Origin of the sequence: Providencia sp. PROV109 (genome assembly GCF_033681625.1) — a bacterium.
Taxonomy (GTDB): domain Bacteria; phylum Pseudomonadota; class Gammaproteobacteria; order Enterobacterales; family Enterobacteriaceae; genus Providencia; species Providencia hangzhouensis.
Genome location: NZ_CP096320.1, coordinates 3,408,122 through 3,424,937, shown reverse-complemented (window position 1 = coordinate 3,424,937; position 16,816 = coordinate 3,408,122). Strand labels below are relative to the sequence as shown.

General features: G+C 38.8%; 14 protein-coding genes. 9 read left to right on the top strand and 5 right to left on the bottom strand.

Annotated elements, in window-relative coordinates; translation table 11 throughout:
- Window position 1 precedes the first annotated feature (1 nt).
- The 8 genes from M1F25_RS15715 (at window position 2) to M1F25_RS15680 (ending at window position 8,026) form a co-directional block, all read left to right on the top strand.
- Window positions 2-2,581, top strand: coding sequence for a fimbria/pilus outer membrane usher protein (locus M1F25_RS15715; RefSeq protein ID WP_181488308.1), 2,580 nt, complete (start codon window positions 2-4; stop codon window positions 2,579-2,581).
- A gap of 13 nt (window positions 2,582-2,594) precedes the next feature.
- A complete protein-coding gene (locus M1F25_RS15710; RefSeq protein ID WP_181488306.1) occupies window positions 2,595-3,707 on the top strand; it encodes a fimbrial protein in 1,113 nt (370 codons plus the stop codon).
- A gap of 20 nt (window positions 3,708-3,727) precedes the next feature.
- The gene (locus M1F25_RS15705; protein ID WP_165119663.1) at window positions 3,728-4,291 is read left to right on the top strand and encodes a fimbrial protein; all 564 of its coding nucleotides are present in this window, start codon (window positions 3,728-3,730) and stop codon (window positions 4,289-4,291) included.
- A gap of 58 nt (window positions 4,292-4,349) precedes the next feature.
- A complete protein-coding gene (locus M1F25_RS15700) occupies window positions 4,350-4,892 on the top strand; it encodes a fimbrial protein (protein WP_094961297.1) in 543 nt (180 codons plus the stop codon).
- Between the two features lie 211 nt (window positions 4,893-5,103).
- Window positions 5,104-5,634 carry a fimbrial protein gene (locus M1F25_RS15695; protein ID WP_094961298.1) on the top strand — a complete coding sequence of 177 codons (531 nt, stop codon included), beginning with the start codon at window positions 5,104-5,106 and terminating at the stop codon, window positions 5,632-5,634.
- 30 nt (window positions 5,635-5,664) lie between these two features.
- Window positions 5,665-6,195 (top strand): fimbrial protein, encoded by a 531-nt coding sequence (locus M1F25_RS15690; RefSeq protein WP_004262411.1) that lies wholly within the window; start codon window positions 5,665-5,667, stop codon window positions 6,193-6,195.
- A 215-nt stretch (window positions 6,196-6,410) separates the two neighbouring features.
- Window positions 6,411-6,659, top strand: a complete 249-nt coding sequence (locus M1F25_RS15685; protein WP_004262407.1) for a helix-turn-helix domain-containing protein — start codon at window positions 6,411-6,413, stop codon at window positions 6,657-6,659.
- A gap of 389 nt (window positions 6,660-7,048) precedes the next feature.
- Entirely contained in the window at window positions 7,049-8,026 is a 978-nt protein-coding gene (locus tag M1F25_RS15680; RefSeq protein ID WP_181488304.1) for a LysR substrate-binding domain-containing protein, read from the top strand.
- Between the two features lie 106 nt (window positions 8,027-8,132).
- Here the strand turns inward: M1F25_RS15680 and M1F25_RS15675 are convergent, their stop codons facing one another.
- The 4 genes from M1F25_RS15675 to M1F25_RS15660 all read right to left on the bottom strand — a co-directional run bounded on the left by M1F25_RS15675 (window position 8,133) and on the right by M1F25_RS15660 (window position 12,515).
- A complete protein-coding gene (locus M1F25_RS15675; RefSeq protein ID WP_096863235.1) occupies window positions 8,133-9,311 on the bottom strand; it encodes a M20 metallopeptidase family protein in 1,179 nt (392 codons plus the stop codon).
- 582 nt (window positions 9,312-9,893) lie between these two features.
- Window positions 9,894-11,219, bottom strand: a complete 1,326-nt coding sequence (locus M1F25_RS15670; protein ID WP_164564855.1) for an amidohydrolase — start codon at window positions 11,217-11,219, stop codon at window positions 9,894-9,896.
- Window positions 11,220-11,237: 18 nt separating this feature from the next.
- Window positions 11,238-11,714, bottom strand: coding sequence for a hypothetical protein (locus tag M1F25_RS15665; RefSeq protein WP_004262394.1), 477 nt, complete (start codon window positions 11,712-11,714; stop codon window positions 11,238-11,240).
- A 12-nt stretch (window positions 11,715-11,726) separates the two neighbouring features.
- Window positions 11,727-12,515 carry a DUF3100 domain-containing protein gene (locus M1F25_RS15660; RefSeq protein WP_036958500.1) on the bottom strand — a complete coding sequence of 263 codons (789 nt, stop codon included), beginning with the start codon at window positions 12,513-12,515 and terminating at the stop codon, window positions 11,727-11,729.
- A gap of 810 nt (window positions 12,516-13,325) precedes the next feature.
- On the opposite strand from M1F25_RS15660, the gene M1F25_RS15655 reads away from it, so the two are divergent.
- Window positions 13,326-13,772 (top strand): GNAT family N-acetyltransferase, encoded by a 447-nt coding sequence (locus M1F25_RS15655; protein ID WP_004262388.1) that lies wholly within the window; start codon window positions 13,326-13,328, stop codon window positions 13,770-13,772.
- A 77-nt stretch (window positions 13,773-13,849) separates the two neighbouring features.
- Here the strand turns inward: M1F25_RS15655 and M1F25_RS15650 are convergent, their stop codons facing one another.
- The gene (locus tag M1F25_RS15650; RefSeq protein ID WP_181488302.1) at window positions 13,850-16,813 is read right to left on the bottom strand and encodes a TonB-dependent receptor plug domain-containing protein; all 2,964 of its coding nucleotides are present in this window, start codon (window positions 16,811-16,813) and stop codon (window positions 13,850-13,852) included.
- Window positions 16,814-16,816: the final 3 nt, after the last annotated feature.

The window sequence follows — 16,816 nt, the reverse complement described above, 5'->3', positions numbered from 1 at the left end:
AATGAACAAAACACGATATAGAAAGAATTTTTTGGCCTTCTCTTGCATTACATTGGGAATATTTAGCGCCTATCCTGTTTTAGCCAAAGAATTGTTTAACTCTCAATTTTTAGAAAATATTAATAGTAATAGCGTTGCGGATTTTTCTTTATTATCAAAAGGTGATGTAGACCAATTACCTGGTGAGTATTTGGTTGATATTTATGTTAATGAACAATCAGTAGCGAAACAGAATATAAAATTTAGTACCAGAGAGAATAAAGCAAGCTATTCCTCTGATAGCGTAGCACTTGAGCCTTGTATATCATATGAACAACTACAAGCTTATGGTGTACGTGTTGAAGCCTTTCCACAGTTAGCACAATATGGAAAGGACCCCGTTCAATGCAAGCCATTCTCAGCTTTTGAGAAAATTATCCCTTATGCATCATCTCATTTTGATTTTAATCAGCAGAGATTGTATTTGAGCTTTCCACAAGCATCTTTGACCAATTTAGCAAAGGGAACGATTGACCCGTCAATGTGGGATGAAGGAATCCCTGCACTACTAACAAATTATAGCTTTACAGGGAGTAACTCGACGAACACAGGCAGTCATATTAGTGATAAGTCAAGTGATAGCTATTTTTTGAGTTTACGTTCTGGGCTTAACGTGGGGGCATGGCGCTTACGTAATTATTCAACATGGAATAGTAGCAATGGTAATAATAGCTGGAGAAATATTAATACCTATCTCCAGAGGTATATTGCTCAGTTGAAGTCGCAAATAATTATGGGGGATACCTATACACCTGGCGATATTTTCGACAGTGTACAGATTCGTGGTGCACAAATTGGTACCGATGATGACATGCTAGCAGATAGCCTGAAGGGCTATGCACCTGTGGTACGTGGGATTGCACGTACTAATGCGACGGTGACGATTAAGCAAAACGGATATACCGTTTACCAGAGTTATGTGGCTCCTGGCCCATTTGCTATCACTGATTTGTATCCAACCGCCGCGAGTGGCGACCTTGAAGTAGAAATAAAAGAGTCGGATGGAACAATCCAAAGCTTTATTCAACCCTTTGCGAGTGTGCCTGTTTTGCGCCGTCAAGGGCAAATTAAGTATGCATTTTCTGCGGGACAATATCGTAATGGTCACAGTAGCCAGCGGCCATTTATAACGCAGGGCTCACTTGTTTGGGGGATCCTAAATAGCTTGACCGCTTATGGTGGCCTGCAAGTTGCAGAACGCTACCGTTCTCTGGTGCTAGGGGTTGGTCAGAATATCGGCGATTTTGGTGCATATTCTTTTGATATTACAACAGCTCATAGCGAAGATGTAACACGATATGGTAATGGCTCTACAGGCCAATCTTATCGCTTATTGTATTCTAAATCTTTTGCAAATACGGGAACGGACTTTCGTTTATTAGGGTACCGTTATTCAACAGAAGGGTTTTATACCTTCCAAGAAGCTGTTGAGCGTCGATATCAAGATTGGGATTTTGCAGACGATAGCCGCTATTCTTACCATCGACGCTATCGCCTTGAAGGAACATTAACGCAGCAACTAGGTAAAGATTTAGGGTCTATCTATTTTTCTGCTAACCGACAAGATTTCTGGAAAGGGCAAGGTAAGCAAACTCGATTACAAGTAGGTTATAACAATAACTGGGGCCCTTTAAATTATGGTGTTTCTTATAGTCGAGCGACATATCCAAACCAAAGAGAGACAGACCAAATATTCAGCTTCAATGGTTCATTTCCGCTCTCTGCGTTATTACCTAACACATGGGCGACTTACAATATGGTTAGTCAGCGCCATGGAACAACAACCCATCAAGCGGGGTTATCAGGCACATTACTTGATGACAATAACCTAAGTTATAACGTGCAACAAAGTTATGGTACTAAGGGGAAAGGTAATGGTGGTAGTGCCAGTCTTAGCTATCGTGGCGGCTACGGTAATATGAACTTTGGTTATAACTATAGTAAAGATTCTAGGCAGCTAAACTATGGCGTTGAGGGGGGAGTTCTAATCCATGGCGATGGTGTAACACTTTCCCAACCAATTAATGGAACTGCAATATTAGTGAAAGCGGTTGGTGCCAAGGATACCAATATTACAAGTTATACTGGTGTTAAAACAGACTGGCGGGGTTATGCCGTATTACCTTTTGCTCAAGCCTATCGATTTAACCATGTTGAGTTAGATACAAGGACATTAGGTGACAATGTAGAGTTGCAAGAGAGCGCTAAGAGTGTTGTGCCGAGTAAAGGTGCAATTTCCAAGGTTGAATTTATCACGCAAGTTGGTTATCGCGCATTGATCACATTAAAACACAAAAACGGCACAGTGATACCTTTTGGCGCATCCGCACAGCTAGTGCAAAACAATGGAAAAGTAGTGAATAGTTCCATAGTTGGAGAGGGTGGTCAGCTATTTATCAGTGGGTTACCGGAAAGCGGCAAGCTGGAAATTAAATGGGGACGTCAGGCAGCGCAGAGTTGCTTCGTTAATTATCAATTACCTGTGAAACCATCGAGTAAAGATACCGTTGGTATTATCCAGACTCAAGCGGTATGCCAGTAATTGGGAGATTGTAATGAGAAAGTTATTTAATGTTCATATTCCAAAGCGATTGTGGGTTTCTAGTTTGTTGGTTTCTTCTTTTTTGATGGTTTCTGGCAATGTTTTTGCTGCAACACCATATCGTTATGATGTATGTGCACCAACAACATCTGCTGCTAATTATAATTTTATTCTTTCTGGTGGGATTGATGCTGCATTTAATAAAGCGGGAGTGGAGCTACCATCAAAATTTACTTGGAATGAAGGGAAATCATACCAAATAACTTGTACATGTACCCCTGGACAACGGATTGGTCAGACATACTATTGGGGAAACTATTATGCAACTGGTGGTGCAGCAACGGGGGGCCATGCACCAGGTTGGCACCGTGTAAATGAGTATATAGACATTAAAGCTCATGTGGCAATTTGGGATCAATCAATTAATGATACAGTTATGCATGAAGTCCCATTCAATGAAATATCCAATAAGACACCGGAGGGAGTGTGTCCCAATACTGATCTCAATTCTTTTGGCAAAAGTTATATTAAGGAAACGATAACGAGTGGAGGTAAAGGGAAAATAGATGTTTACATCAAGAAACCATTTGTGGGAAGAGTTTCTCATTCTGTTCCCTCGTTGTTAACACTTCAGTCGTCATTAGACGTTCAAGTGCCAGGACAGCCAATAGCTATGATCGGAGTTAGCATAGATATTACTGCTCCGCAGTCCTGTGAGATTAATGCGGGCCAGAGTATTTCTATTCCGTTCAATAATGTCCCCCAGCGAGCTTTCGTGACAGCAGGTAAAGGAGGGATGCCCGCTGGTGTGGTTCCGCAATCTAAAACATTAAGCATAAAATGCTCAAATATGGACGCTTATGCAAATTTAGATATGCGCTTTATTGGTACTGCTGACTCAAACCGAACTAATGATGGTTTTAGTACAGATAATAAAGATATTGCTATTGCAATAGAAGGGCCTAATGGTCGCTTAACACCGACTACAGGGAAACTCCCTTTGCAATTAGATAGTAATCAAAATGGTTCGGTAACTATCAAAACTTACCCTTTCAGTAGTACTGGTCTAGCCCCTGCGGTTGGTAAATATTCATCAATTGTAACTGTGCGTTTAGACTTTAGATAATGACAATGGAGATAAATATTATGAGTAAGGCAATGGAGCGTAGTCGTAATTTCCTGTGGTCGGAAATGAAAAAAGTGGGTGTTTTATCATTATTGATTGCAGTTAGCGGTGCAGCACATGCAGCGGATATTACATTGAACTTTAGTGGAAATGTTGTGGTAACAGGGTGTGATATCTCTGCTAGCAGTAAAACAAAAGCGATTGCTTTCGGTACTGTAGATTTGGCAAAAGCGACAGCAGGTGGGACAGGGTCTTCGGCCTTAAAAGATGTGGATTTTTCTTTAGATTTTACCAATTGCGTGAACCTTAAGAATATCAGCTTAGTGATGGATACAACCAAAGCTGTGACGGGATTTGCTGATTACTATTCTATCGATGAGGGTGCGGGGAAAGCTGGTGGCTTAGCGGTTGGTATTAAGGGAACAGATACAGCAAAAACTGTTCAATCACCAGGAAAAGAGGTTTTGTGGGCAAAAACAGCAGCAACAAATAATATTCCTTTTAAAGCCACATTATATAAAACCGGTGCAGTAACTGCGGGAGCAATTACAGGGCTTGTGAATGTTACTGTGAAATATAATTAGTATTAATTATCTATTTTAAAATATTACTTCTAATAATATAGAACCAAAGGTTACATAAATGAAAAAAACTTTTGTATTAACGCTAATAAGCGCTATGGCAGGTATCGCTTTAATTTCAGGCGCACAAGCGGCTGATGCAACATTAACATTGAAAGCAACAATAAAGTTGGCGGGTTGTGATATTTCAACAGGTACAGGTAAAGACCAATTAGTTGACTTTTCAGATGTTACCGTAGTTAAAAATGCGGTCAAAGGAAGCTCAATAGCTAAAAAGGATTTTAATCTGCAATTTCAAAATTGTGCAGACTTGAAGGGCATTGATGTTTCAATGAAAGGTACTGCTGATACGGATTTCGCCGGTGGAGAACTGTTTGCGATTGATAAAGGTACAAATATGTCCAAAGGCGTTGGTGTCAAAATTATTGCGAAAACAACCGGTGGAGAAAAAGTCCAGAAGCCAGTCGGTGATACGGTTGTTTGGGGAAGTCTTTCAGGGGCTAGCGTGACTTTACCTTATCGTGCTGAACTAGTTAAAACGTTAGATACGATAACCGGGGGAGATGTTCGTTCAGTTGCCGAAGTTAGCGTAGCATATAAATAAAATATTAATAGATTGAATGGTGTTATAGATATTTAAAATAACTGATGGTATTGTCGTTTTATTATCTTAAAACGACATGAAAATTTAATTTATCTACTTTTATTATAGAAGTGATTCAATAATTTATATGCATATTATAAGGCAATGATTAATTCAAGAACTAGCATCTTTATTCGTTAATTTTGATTTGCGATTATTATTTGGACTGATTATGAAATTATATTCGTATAGGTATTGTTATATTTTTGGCATAGTTTTTTCGCTATGCCCTCTATTTTCATCAGCTAGTGATTTATCGTTAAATTTTACTGGAAATGCAATTGTTACAGGGTGTGATGTTGAATTTGGAAATAGTGGTAAGAATCAAGAAATCGATTTTAAAACAGTAACAACGACGAAAAGTGGAACTGGTCTTTCTGGCTTGGTCACTCAACCATTTTCATTAAAATTATCTAGTTGCGTGGGAACAATTAATAAAGTTTCTGTGAGTATGTCTGGTAAGGCTGATACTGGCTTTCCTGAATACTTTGCCATTAATAGTGGCACTGGCAGTGCGCAAGGGTTGGTTTATGGTGTGAACGTAAAAGGGGACAAGAATAAAAAGCAAAAACCCGATGGTACAGTTGTTGAGTGGTCATCGACGGCACAGCCATTAGAATATGAAGCCACTTTGTATAAAACAGGGAATGTTGACGGTGGTCTCGCACAAGCGAGTATTGATATCAGTATTGGGTATCAATAAATAATAGCTATTTAATATGGGAGAGAGAGGATGAACATAAGCCGTTTATTCAGGGGAACTGTTTTAGTCGCAGGTATAAGCTTCGTTTCATCAGGGGCACTGGCTTTGGATGCTTCTGTTCAGATTAAAGGCAAAATAAAATTGATGGGATGCGAGGTTGATACCGGATCAAAAGATCAAACTGTTGATTTTAAAAGGGTCAATGTGCCGGTGAGTTACCCTTCAGGAAGTGTTGTAGCCGAGAAACCATTTACGATTAAACTACAAAATTGTGAATCAACCGCAGTTGCTGATGTTTCGATGAGTGGTACCCCAGATAGTTTTAATGCGGATTATTTTGCATTAGATTCTACGAGCCAGGATTCAGCAAAAGGAATCGCACTGCGTATTAAATCAACAAATGGGGATGTTCAGAACCCTTCAGGTAAAGTAGTGACATGGCGTTTTAATTCATCAAGTAGTGAACAATTATTAACATATAATGGTGCATTAATTAAGACGAGTGATATCACTAACGGTAAAGTGAATGTAAATGCAGAGTTTAGCGTTAATTATCGTTAATTTTAATATAGAAAGATAATAGTGTGTTAATTAATCTAATAATAATGGTTTAATAACTTTTATTATATGAGCTTATGATTGTTTTTTTATTTGAGAAATATAAGTTTATTGGAAGTTGTAAATCTCGAATACGCTTTTTTATAGCATATCAGGGCGTTAAACTTTAAGGCTACAACACTAAAAATAATAGTGTCGTTATAATTAGGACAGTACGTATGAGCGTATATAACACTGAAATTTCTAATAGTTTTATTGGGCAGCAGGTTCGCAAACGCCGCCTTCTTTTAGGTTGGTCTGCGAGTACATTGGGGAAAAAATCAGGCTTGAGCCAACAACAAATTTCACGCTATGAAAGAGGAACACAGAATTTCACTATTTATCGTTTATGTATATTTGCAAATATACTAGAGTGTGACTTAAATTACTTTTTGGGGCATGAAACTGATCTTGGCTACCCATTATAAGTTGAATATTAAATTTAATAGCTTCTTGAGAGAGGAGCTATTAAAAATCAACATATGTAGACATAATCTGTTTATACTTGATGAAAACATCAAAAAAGATGGCAACAAATAAGCTCCTATGCTTATTTATAATATCTGTCTGTTTTATAAAAAAGTATGTTTAGTTTACATATATTGCTATGGTTATAGCAGTATTATGTTTTTTGGGACGAATAGAAACGGTATTATTTGGGGATCTTGTGAAAAATGTAAATGCTAACTCAGCAATGCTAAAAGGATGCTTCTAGCTGGCTGGTTGCTTATGGTATAATAATCGCACAAAAATATTGTGCTACAGCTATACTTTTTAAATCTTATTTTTAATCCATTTTACATTGGATACCCCAGTAATGAACATTAGTCAGCTTAAAAGCTTTGTTGAAGTAGTGAGGAGTGATTTTAATATCACCAATGCGGCTGAAAAATTGTATACCTCTCAGCCAACTGTCAGTAAACAACTTAAAATATTGGAAGATGAGTTAAACGTTTCATTATTCAATCGAAAAAATAATAACTTATTGTCGCTGAGCCCGATTGGTGAAAAAGTTCATCATGTTGCGTGTGATATTCTTGCGCAGTTCGATAAAATTAAAAGTATCGTGTCTCATGAAGACTCGACGATAAAACAAAACCTGCATATTGCAACAACTCACACACAGATCCGCTATAAATTGCCTCAAGTGATTGAGCGTTTTAACACACGCTACCCCAATATTTCTTTGCATTTCCATCAAGGTGCGCCTGCTCAGATTGCAGAGATGGTAAACAATGGCGATGTGGACTTTGCCATTGCGACCGAGTCTATGCACCTTTATGATGATTTATTGGTGATGCCTTGTTACCAATGGTCTCGCAGTATTATTGTTCCACATGACCATCCATTGGCTCAGTGTGAACAGCTTAAGATAGAAGACCTTGCAGACTACCCGTTAATTACTTATGTTTTTGGTTTTACAGGGCATTCAAAGCTCGACCAAGTCTTCTATCAACATAAATTAACGCCAAATGTTGTTTTAACTGCCGTAGATACTGAAATTATTAAATACTATGTGAAACGTGGTGCTGGGGTAGGTATTATTTCAACCGTGGCTTTTGACCCTGAGGAAGATAGTGAGGCATTACGCTGTATTGATATCAGCCACTTAGTAAAGCCAAGTTATACACATGTTTGCATCAATAGGCATATGCATTTAAAAGATTATATGTATGATTTTATTTCTAATTACGCACCTCACCTTGATTTGAACTATATTCATCAGCCGAATCAATGGGTACCTACAGAACAGAGCGAACGTGATCAGTTATACCGAGAATTGCCAGAATTGTAACTTATAAGTGAATGACTAAGAAAAAAGCCGAGTAATTGATTGTCCAACTATTGGGGGTCACTTCAATTTACTCGGCTTTAGTATTACTGTGTGTATTATATTTATTCTAACGAGTGGCAATATTAATAAAAATTTGAGCGCCAATCAGTAAACAATCGTCATCAACAAAATAAGGGTTAGCATGTAAGTAATTATTAATCCCTTTTGCTTGATTACCACTTCCTAAGAAGTACATGGCTCCGAGTTTATCTTTAGTGGCATTGATCATATAACTGAAGTCTTCACTGCCAGTCATTGGCTTACCATTTGAATCAATCTGCTCAATCGGTAAGAAGGCGGCAGCGGCATCATAAATCACTTTGGCTGCTTGTGGGTGGTTGACAACGGCAGGATATCCGCTGGCTTCCAGTGTTGTTTTAAACCCACCGCCTTCACTACGAGCCACAATTTCATGGAAGCTGGCTTTTAATATTTTGTCCGTTTCTTCATCCATTGAACGGATCGTTCCGCGTGCTTGCACATGATCCGCCAGCGCATTTGGGATGGTTCCCCCGTTAATCATGCCGCAACCAAATACGGCAGGGCTGAAAGGATCAGTTTTTTTGGCAACAATGTAGTCCATATAATCAATGATACGCGTTGCTTCGCGGATAGCATCTAACCCTTTATGAGGGGTTGAGCCGTGAGCAGAAACACCGTGGACATCTAGTGTCCACGCTGAGCCGTATGAGGACATAACCCCAGAATTGAATTTAATATAACCCGTTTCAAATGCAGCATCATTGTGTAGGCCGTAAACTTCGTCTACTCCTTCCATACACCCCATTTCTACCATTTTGTTAGCACCTGGCACACGCATATCTTCTTCTGCCATTTGGAAGATAAAGCGGACGTTATGGGTGAGCTCAGAACGGTTTTCACTGAGGTACTTCGCTGCCGTTAAAGCGATGGTCATGTGGGTATCATGTCCACAGTTATGAGCGCAGCCTTCATGGACAGAACTGTGCTCATTGCACGTTAAATCAGGCATTTCAAGGCCATCAATGTCAGTACGATAGGCAATCAAGCGCTTTGTTGGGTCGACAATCAATTCAGCGGTAAAACCTGTGTAGCCTTCGAATAAACGAATGTTATATCCAAAGCTTTCCATCAATTCACGGCAATATTGTGAGGTTTTGAATTCCTGCCCAGACAATTCAGGGATTTTATGTAAATCCTGACGTGTTTTTTTGCTAAATGTTTCTAAAGCAAAGAGCTTTTCACTGATATTGTATTTATTGGTCATTATGTTTTATCCCGTATACAAAAAGCGTTTTTAATGCTGTTAAAAGGCCCCTGGTGTGAGCATGGAATAATGAACAGCACGCTCATTTAATTTATGTGTATTTTAAAAACTAGATTCAGAAATAGGGTGATTTCTACTTCTACTCGTTATTTTTTATCTATCAATTTATAGGGTCAATTTTAGCGTGGATATTAAAAAATTGAGCGTGACGGAGATCGTGTTTATATCATATCAGTATTGCATGGCTCATGAATAATAAGGATGGTAATTTATTAAAATAATAATAAAAAATTATAATTTCAATTAAAATCCTTTTATATCAATTTGTTATGATTTTGTTTTTCAATTTTAATATTAAGGATATTTATATTTTAAAGCGAGCCTGAATAGGGTTTAAGTTAAATTTTTTATTTAAAGTAGGGCGGTGATTGGCATGATTTTAGAAATTTTTTAAATGAGATGGTGAATGTAAAAAGAAATTAAATTAATGCGAAGAAAAAATTTTAAAGGTGGGATAAAAGCTAAAAAAATCATATTCCCCTTATTATAATTAACATAGCAATAAGGGGAATATTTTAATAATTAGTTCTTAAAAGAGCCGATAAATGAGAGGTATTCCTCTTTGCTCATTAATGGGGTGTAATCAGCTAACATCTCATCAGCTTGGGATGCATCATCAAATAACAGGTCAATAATTGCCATTGCCATCATTTGAGCTGGGCGGATATAGGCCATATCATCATCAAAAACAACGTAATCTTTACCATGCAAACCACCACGAATTGCGCCAATCCATGGGTGACTCACTGGCATGATATGTGATAAGTCACCTGTATCCGTGCTTCCCGTCATGTGCCCAGCAACCCAAACATTTTCTTCACCAATCAAGTCATGGGCATTTTGCTGCAACAAATGGTTCAACGTATCGTTGTTATACAGTGGGAGGTAACCCGGTAAATCTTTGACTTCTACCTCTGCACCGACAGACATTGCACCAGCAACCAATGCGCGAGTAATACGCTCATTCGCATCAATCATTGCAGGGACATTTGACGCTCGGACATAACTTTCCATACGGACATCACTTGGGGTGACATTGACCAAATCGCCGCCTTGCGTGATGATCGGATGAAAACGAATATAATCTTTTTCTTGGAAGGTCTCGCGGATCGCATTCACTCCCATAATCCCCATCATTGCGGCATTGAGGGCATTGACACCTAAGTGAGGGGCAGCCGCAGCATGAGATGCTTTCCCTTTGTAATTAATCAACTTGCCAATAAACCCATTGGTGGTGGTCGATATTTCAATAAAACCGGTATCACGTTCTGGTTTGACACTGGTTAAATGAATTTGCATCGCCATATCGATATCATCAAATTCACCAAGGGATATCAGCTCTGGCTTACCGCCGATATAACTAATTTTTCCTTGTTCAATCAGTTTATTACGATAAGCCAGTTCAACATACTCCTCAGCGGGAACGGCGAAAGGAACGACGTCTCCCGCGAGGTATTGCATAGCACCTGACTTAACCAGACCAATAGTCACAGCCATCATATTAGCGATTTGAGCATTGTGCCCGCAGCAATGGGCTGCACCCGTTAAATCATCGGCTTCTGGGTGTTCTGCACAAATAATCGCATCGAGCTCACCAATAACAGCAATACTATGTTTACTCCCTTTTCCACCTTTTAGGCGCGCCTTAACACCTGTTAATGCGAGTTGGTTTCGGTAATTAACGCCTAGCGCAGAAAATGCAGCTTCCACTTTTTTTGCTGTTTTGATTTCTTTGTAGCCTAGCTCAGGCTCTGCCCAAATATCATCTGCTAATTTCTTTATATCCCCTTTATGGGATGCAATTGTCTCGCAGACGATGGCTTTCAATTGGTCTTTGGTCATTGTCATGGTAAATATTTCCTCTTGTTAGATAACGCCGCTCCATGAAAGTGTCACTTGACCAATAAGTGCAGCGAATAAGAATGTTCCCGTAAAGACCGCCAGTGAAACTGGGATGATACGCCATGAAATAGCTTTAAATTTATCAATATCTTTACCGAGTGAAAGACCGGCAAATGCAAGTACCGTCGTACTAATAACAGCAAGTGATATTTTACCTGTCATTGCGATCATTTCTTTATCGTAAGGGAATAACGGTGAACACAAACCGGCAGCAATTAAAGATACCCAGAAAATTACAGGTAACTTACCTAATGGTGGGATTTGTGCAATTAAGTATGCCACAAATGACATCCCCCCTAATAATGCCATGGCGATAAGTGAGTCACTAAAGACTGCGCCAAAGCTGCCGCGGCCATAAATTGAACCGCCGAGTGCATCTCCCAGTGAAGTGAAGATGATGACTAACACGATGATTATTGCAATTTCTGCCATCTTTTTCATGATCTTATATCCTTATTCTGTATCTGCTGATGCTGTTGCACGTTTTCTTTTCAACTTGTTGTATAAGAAAGAGGCAAACGGTAAGGAGAAGAAAATATAGATGTACAGACCTAATACTGAAGACATCAAGTTTGCGGAGGATGAAAATGCTTGAATATCCGCAGCGTGTTCAGGATAAAGCTCCAATAATGGTGCGACTGACGCAGCTAGCATCGAGCCACTTCCGACCCCGGCTCCCATTGCTAAAGCGAGAGGGCTCATAATATCAAGTCCAGCGATAACACTGGCGATGATGCCCATCCAAACGGCTCCGTACAATGTTCCGCAAATATACATTGCCATAACACCACGGCCTTCTGGTGAACTTAAACCATATTTGGCTTCAATAATGGCAATATTAGGTTCACGACCGATAGAGTAGGTCGCACCAACAGCTTCACGGCCCATGCCTAACATGATAGCAAGTGGTAAACCAAGTAAAATGGTACCAATAAAGTGACCGATTTCTTGCAATATTAATGCGCCACCGGCTTGAATAATTTTTTCCCAAGATGCACCAACGGAGGTGCTCAATTTTGCAATTAAGATAACTAACGCGACACTCATTATAGAGCTAGCGTGTGCCATGTTTTTTTCGCTGAGAATTTTGAATTTTGGAAAACTGATAATACCACCCATCAACATGGAATAAAGCATTGGAAAAACCATGACTAAACTGATTTTAATTTGCCCTATAGCTTCCGAAAGAAGAATGATAAGTAAGCTAACCAAAAGCAACTTACTATCTTTTAATATACCCATAGTGTTACCTTTCATTGGAAATGTTTTTAAGAGTTATTCGTATATATTTATAATAAAAATGCATCATTTTCGTATTCATACTATCCATGAAACTATTTTCCTGACAATATTCCGAAAGTCTCTTAGCCATGCCGAAAAGGCATGGTTAAAATCAATAAATTAAAATAATTAATAAAAATGGAGTCTTTGAATTGTTTTTCGCATTTCAATATTAAAAATATTTTTATTTTTCAGTGCGATACAAAAATTTATTAAATTTTTAACATATTGTTTCATAAGTGATTTTTATTTTCAGATGCATTAATGCGAAGAGTTATCAAATACCTAATAAATGTGAGGTTGTTCAGGTTTTATGTATTTTTATATGAAAAGGTTTTATTTTTATTGAGTTTGCATAATGGTGAAAATTGAGGAGTTTCTGGGTTTTGTTGTTGTATTTTTGGGTTTTAAGTTCTACTTTAATCTGCTTTAAATTTAATTATTAGTTTAATAAACCAATGCGTTTTTTTGTTTTTCTTTCAAAAAAATTTGATAAATTACAATAATGTTGTATTTGGCAGTGATATTTGACTTGGATCGCAATTCTGAATATTCATTAATTAGAAAGCAATAAATGAGTCGAAATTTTATTTTAGTCTAAATGCTGATATTAATGTTATCCGTAACATATCAACTGCTATTTGTTTATAGCATCTCAAAAAATACAAAGGCACGAATGGCGCGAACAAAAAAGTATTTATTGTTAATTTATGGTGAGTCATCTTTTTATCACAACGGTATTGTAATCGGTAAATCTAAAGTAAGGTGTTTATGGCCATTACCCTAAAAGATATCACCAAAGACAATTGGGTGGATATCATATGTCTCGAAATAACCAAAGAGCAGGAAGACTTTGTCGCTCTTAACTCAGAGTCAATCGCAGCCTCAAAATTTTTTGATTATTATATTAATCGAGGTATCTATGTTGATGATGAGCCTGTTGGCTTTGTTCAATATTATTCAAACCATGAAAATGGTAGGCCTGAAGAGGTGTTTATTGATCAATTGATGATTGATATAAAACATCAAAGAAAAGGTTTTGGTTCTAGGGCTATTCCGCTAGTTCTCGAGGAAATTAAAAATTTGGGCAAATATAAGTCCGTATCAATTTGCTATGTCGAAGGTAATGACATCATGAAACCTTTTTTTGAACAATTTGGCTTTTCTGTTGTTGAGCAAGATGAATTTGATGAAACTATTATGCGGTTATTTTTCTGATACTAAAGTGATAAATATCCACTCCAACTAAAAGTTAGCAGCGGATATTTATAGAGCGGTAAATCGGCAGTATTTATCTAAAATTGCGCATTTAATCCTAAGCGTAGTGTGCGGCCCGGGGCTGGCATCATACTACGTGTCAGTGGGTCGATATAATAACGATCAGTTAAGTTGGTTACTAAGAATTCGACATTAATATTTTTGTCAATTTGGTAACTTGCATAGGCATCCGCTGTAAAGGTGGGTGTCCAGTGCATTGGACTGTTGTTCGCCATCGAATAACTTCCCGGGAACTGTTGCATCAGTTTGCGTTCATCTTTATTTTGCACACTACTGGTATAACGTAAACGTGTTCCCACTTCGAGATCTTCATCCATAAAGCGCATGCCTAGGTTGGAGTTAATCGCATATTTAGGCTGTAATTGTGTGCGTAAAAAGCCACCGGGGAAACCTGCTGTTGTACATTGGGAGAGATTATAACGGTTAGTTGGGTCTAAATTAGCGGGCGCGGAGTCATCACAAACTTCATTTTTGAGGCGGTAATCAACACCAATATCCATAAATACCCCACCATTATCGTAGCGAGCTAAGGCTTCAATCCCTGCGGTTTTATGTTCTTTTACTTGAACGAAATTAAGACGCCCATCGCGGTCAAATGCATTTTCGATGACCGTATGGTAATAGCCTATTTTAACATCGGCATGGCGTTCTGCTCCGAGGAAACCCTGTAAATTACGTGAATAACCAAATTCAAAGGTTTTTGCACGTTCGGGTTTAAATGCCATCCTCTCTTTACGAGCTTCACTTTCGCCTGCAAATCCAATGCTACTTTCGAAGATACTCGGTAAGCGTACTGTTTCAATGTAACGTGCATAAACACGGTCGTTATCAGACAACCAAATATTGGCACCAAAAGCGGGGGCCCAGCCATGGCTTTTTTGCTTGCCTGAGAATTTCCATTTTTCTTCTTCAGTAAGTTCACGTTTGATGTCATCTGATGGGTGTGAGTAACTTGAACCATACACATAAACTTCTTTACCGGTTACTGGGTCGACTGCGCGAGCTTGAGAGTCAAAAGTTCCGTTATGGAAAGGGTTCGTTTTGGTGGTATAGCGCCCATCGTTATCTGATTTCCATTCAGTGCGGAAATTAACGTCTAAAACGCCATTTTCTTCTGGGTGCTGAGAGTTTTTTCTCTTGGTGATGAAAACGGTATAGTTCGTATCATCAAGTCCTATTGTTTTGAGTAAGATTTGTTTATTTTGATAGGCACCATTGAAGGGTTGGTAACCATTGGCAACAGCCTTATTATATTCTTCTTGAGTTAAAATTCGGTTGTAATTGATCTGTTTTGCAAGTCGCTCATCAGGGTTTTGAAAACCTTTGGTTCGATTGCGCATTTGCTCTTTTAAGTAATCATCCTCTGTCCAGCCATCAATATATTTTGCACCAGCATCCAATTCCAGCCAACTCGTTGGACGATAGTTAAAGTTAAAGGCAATACTGGTTTCTTGCCGATGTCCTTTACGTGGAAGGGCAATAAACGGGCTAGCCGTCTGCGATGGTGGTACGTCGTTAGAGTCTAATTTTTCTTTGAGCATTGAGCCGCGAATGGTTAAATCGAGATCGGGCGTGAGCGCCATGGTATTGCGTAAATTAAATCCAATACGGTCATTTTCAGAATTGGTTGCTGCGGTATTAATTAAAGTTCCATCAATGTTAGGATCTTTTCCATCACCATAACCATATTCAAACCCCCAATCACGTTCTTTAGGTTCTCGCGGGTAACCGCCAGAGGTGTTGGTATCTCCTACCGAATGCGTCATCCACACATTTGCATTTAGGTCAATCCATTGATTATCTTCGGGTTTCCATTTGTATTCCGCATTATAGGCATTGACCGTAAAGTGAGCTAATGGCCATTGTGGTAATACTTGTTTTCCTTCCAGCTCAGCAAATCCTAAACGTGAAGGCATAATTTCACCATAGGTACTTTCACTCCGGCGAAAGCCAAGGTGTAATGCTTGGTTTTCAGTGAGATATAAATTGGTTTTGACTAAATAGGATTCCAGCTTATTAGAGGTATTAGTCACTTCTTTTCCGGGGCGAAATACATTCGCGGCAAAAGGTAAATAAGGGTCTGGGCCAAGTTGTTGCTGTACTGTTTGTTGTTCATTTAATTGAACAGATTCTTTATAACGGTGAGCGCCATTTTTCCCCGCAAAGTAGTTACCTTGCCGGCGATAAGCATAGGCGGCCATTAAATCAAATTTTTCTTGTCGGGTCCCAACCGCGATCCTTCCTCCGTTATCTTTAAAATTGAAAAATTGAGCATTTCCTCGGGATTTCGGTGTGATGTTAACAACGGGGTCGGAAAGGACAGAGTTCTTATTTTTATAAATCTCAGGGTGATCTCGGTAATCTTCGCCATAACCATAGTGGGGAATACGTTCACGAGTTGAATTACTGCTGGTTTCCAATTTTAAGCTGACACCAAACTTTTCATCCGGTGCAACAACATCATCTATCCCTATGGTTCTGATGGCTATCCCTCCACCGACAGAGGTTTTTATATCGCCAGCGAGAGAACCACTTTTTTCAATCTCAATGCTACTAATGAGGTTTGGGTCCACATAGTTACGGTTATTTGCGCCATTATAACCCCGATAAACGGTGAGTGATTGTTCTGTGCCGTCAACCGTGACAGGAACGCGCTCTTGCCCTTGGATCCCTCGAATATTTGGGTCTAACGCACCACTGTTTCTTGCATCACCGCTATAGACACCAACTGCACTATTTAGCACATCTGCAGTACTGGTGCCTTTATAACGTTCAACAAGGTCTTTTCCTAAATAAATTTTAGAACCTTTGGCATCATATTGGTCATCGTAACCTTGTTGATCCCGTTCTTTGATGGTTTTTGCTGAATCTTGAACGGTAATGGTGCCGAGGTGTTCTTCTTTTTCCCCTAAAGCGGTTATTGGAATCAAAAGAGCAGTAATAATTGCAGTAGTAATAGGTGTTAATTTGTATTTATACATAGT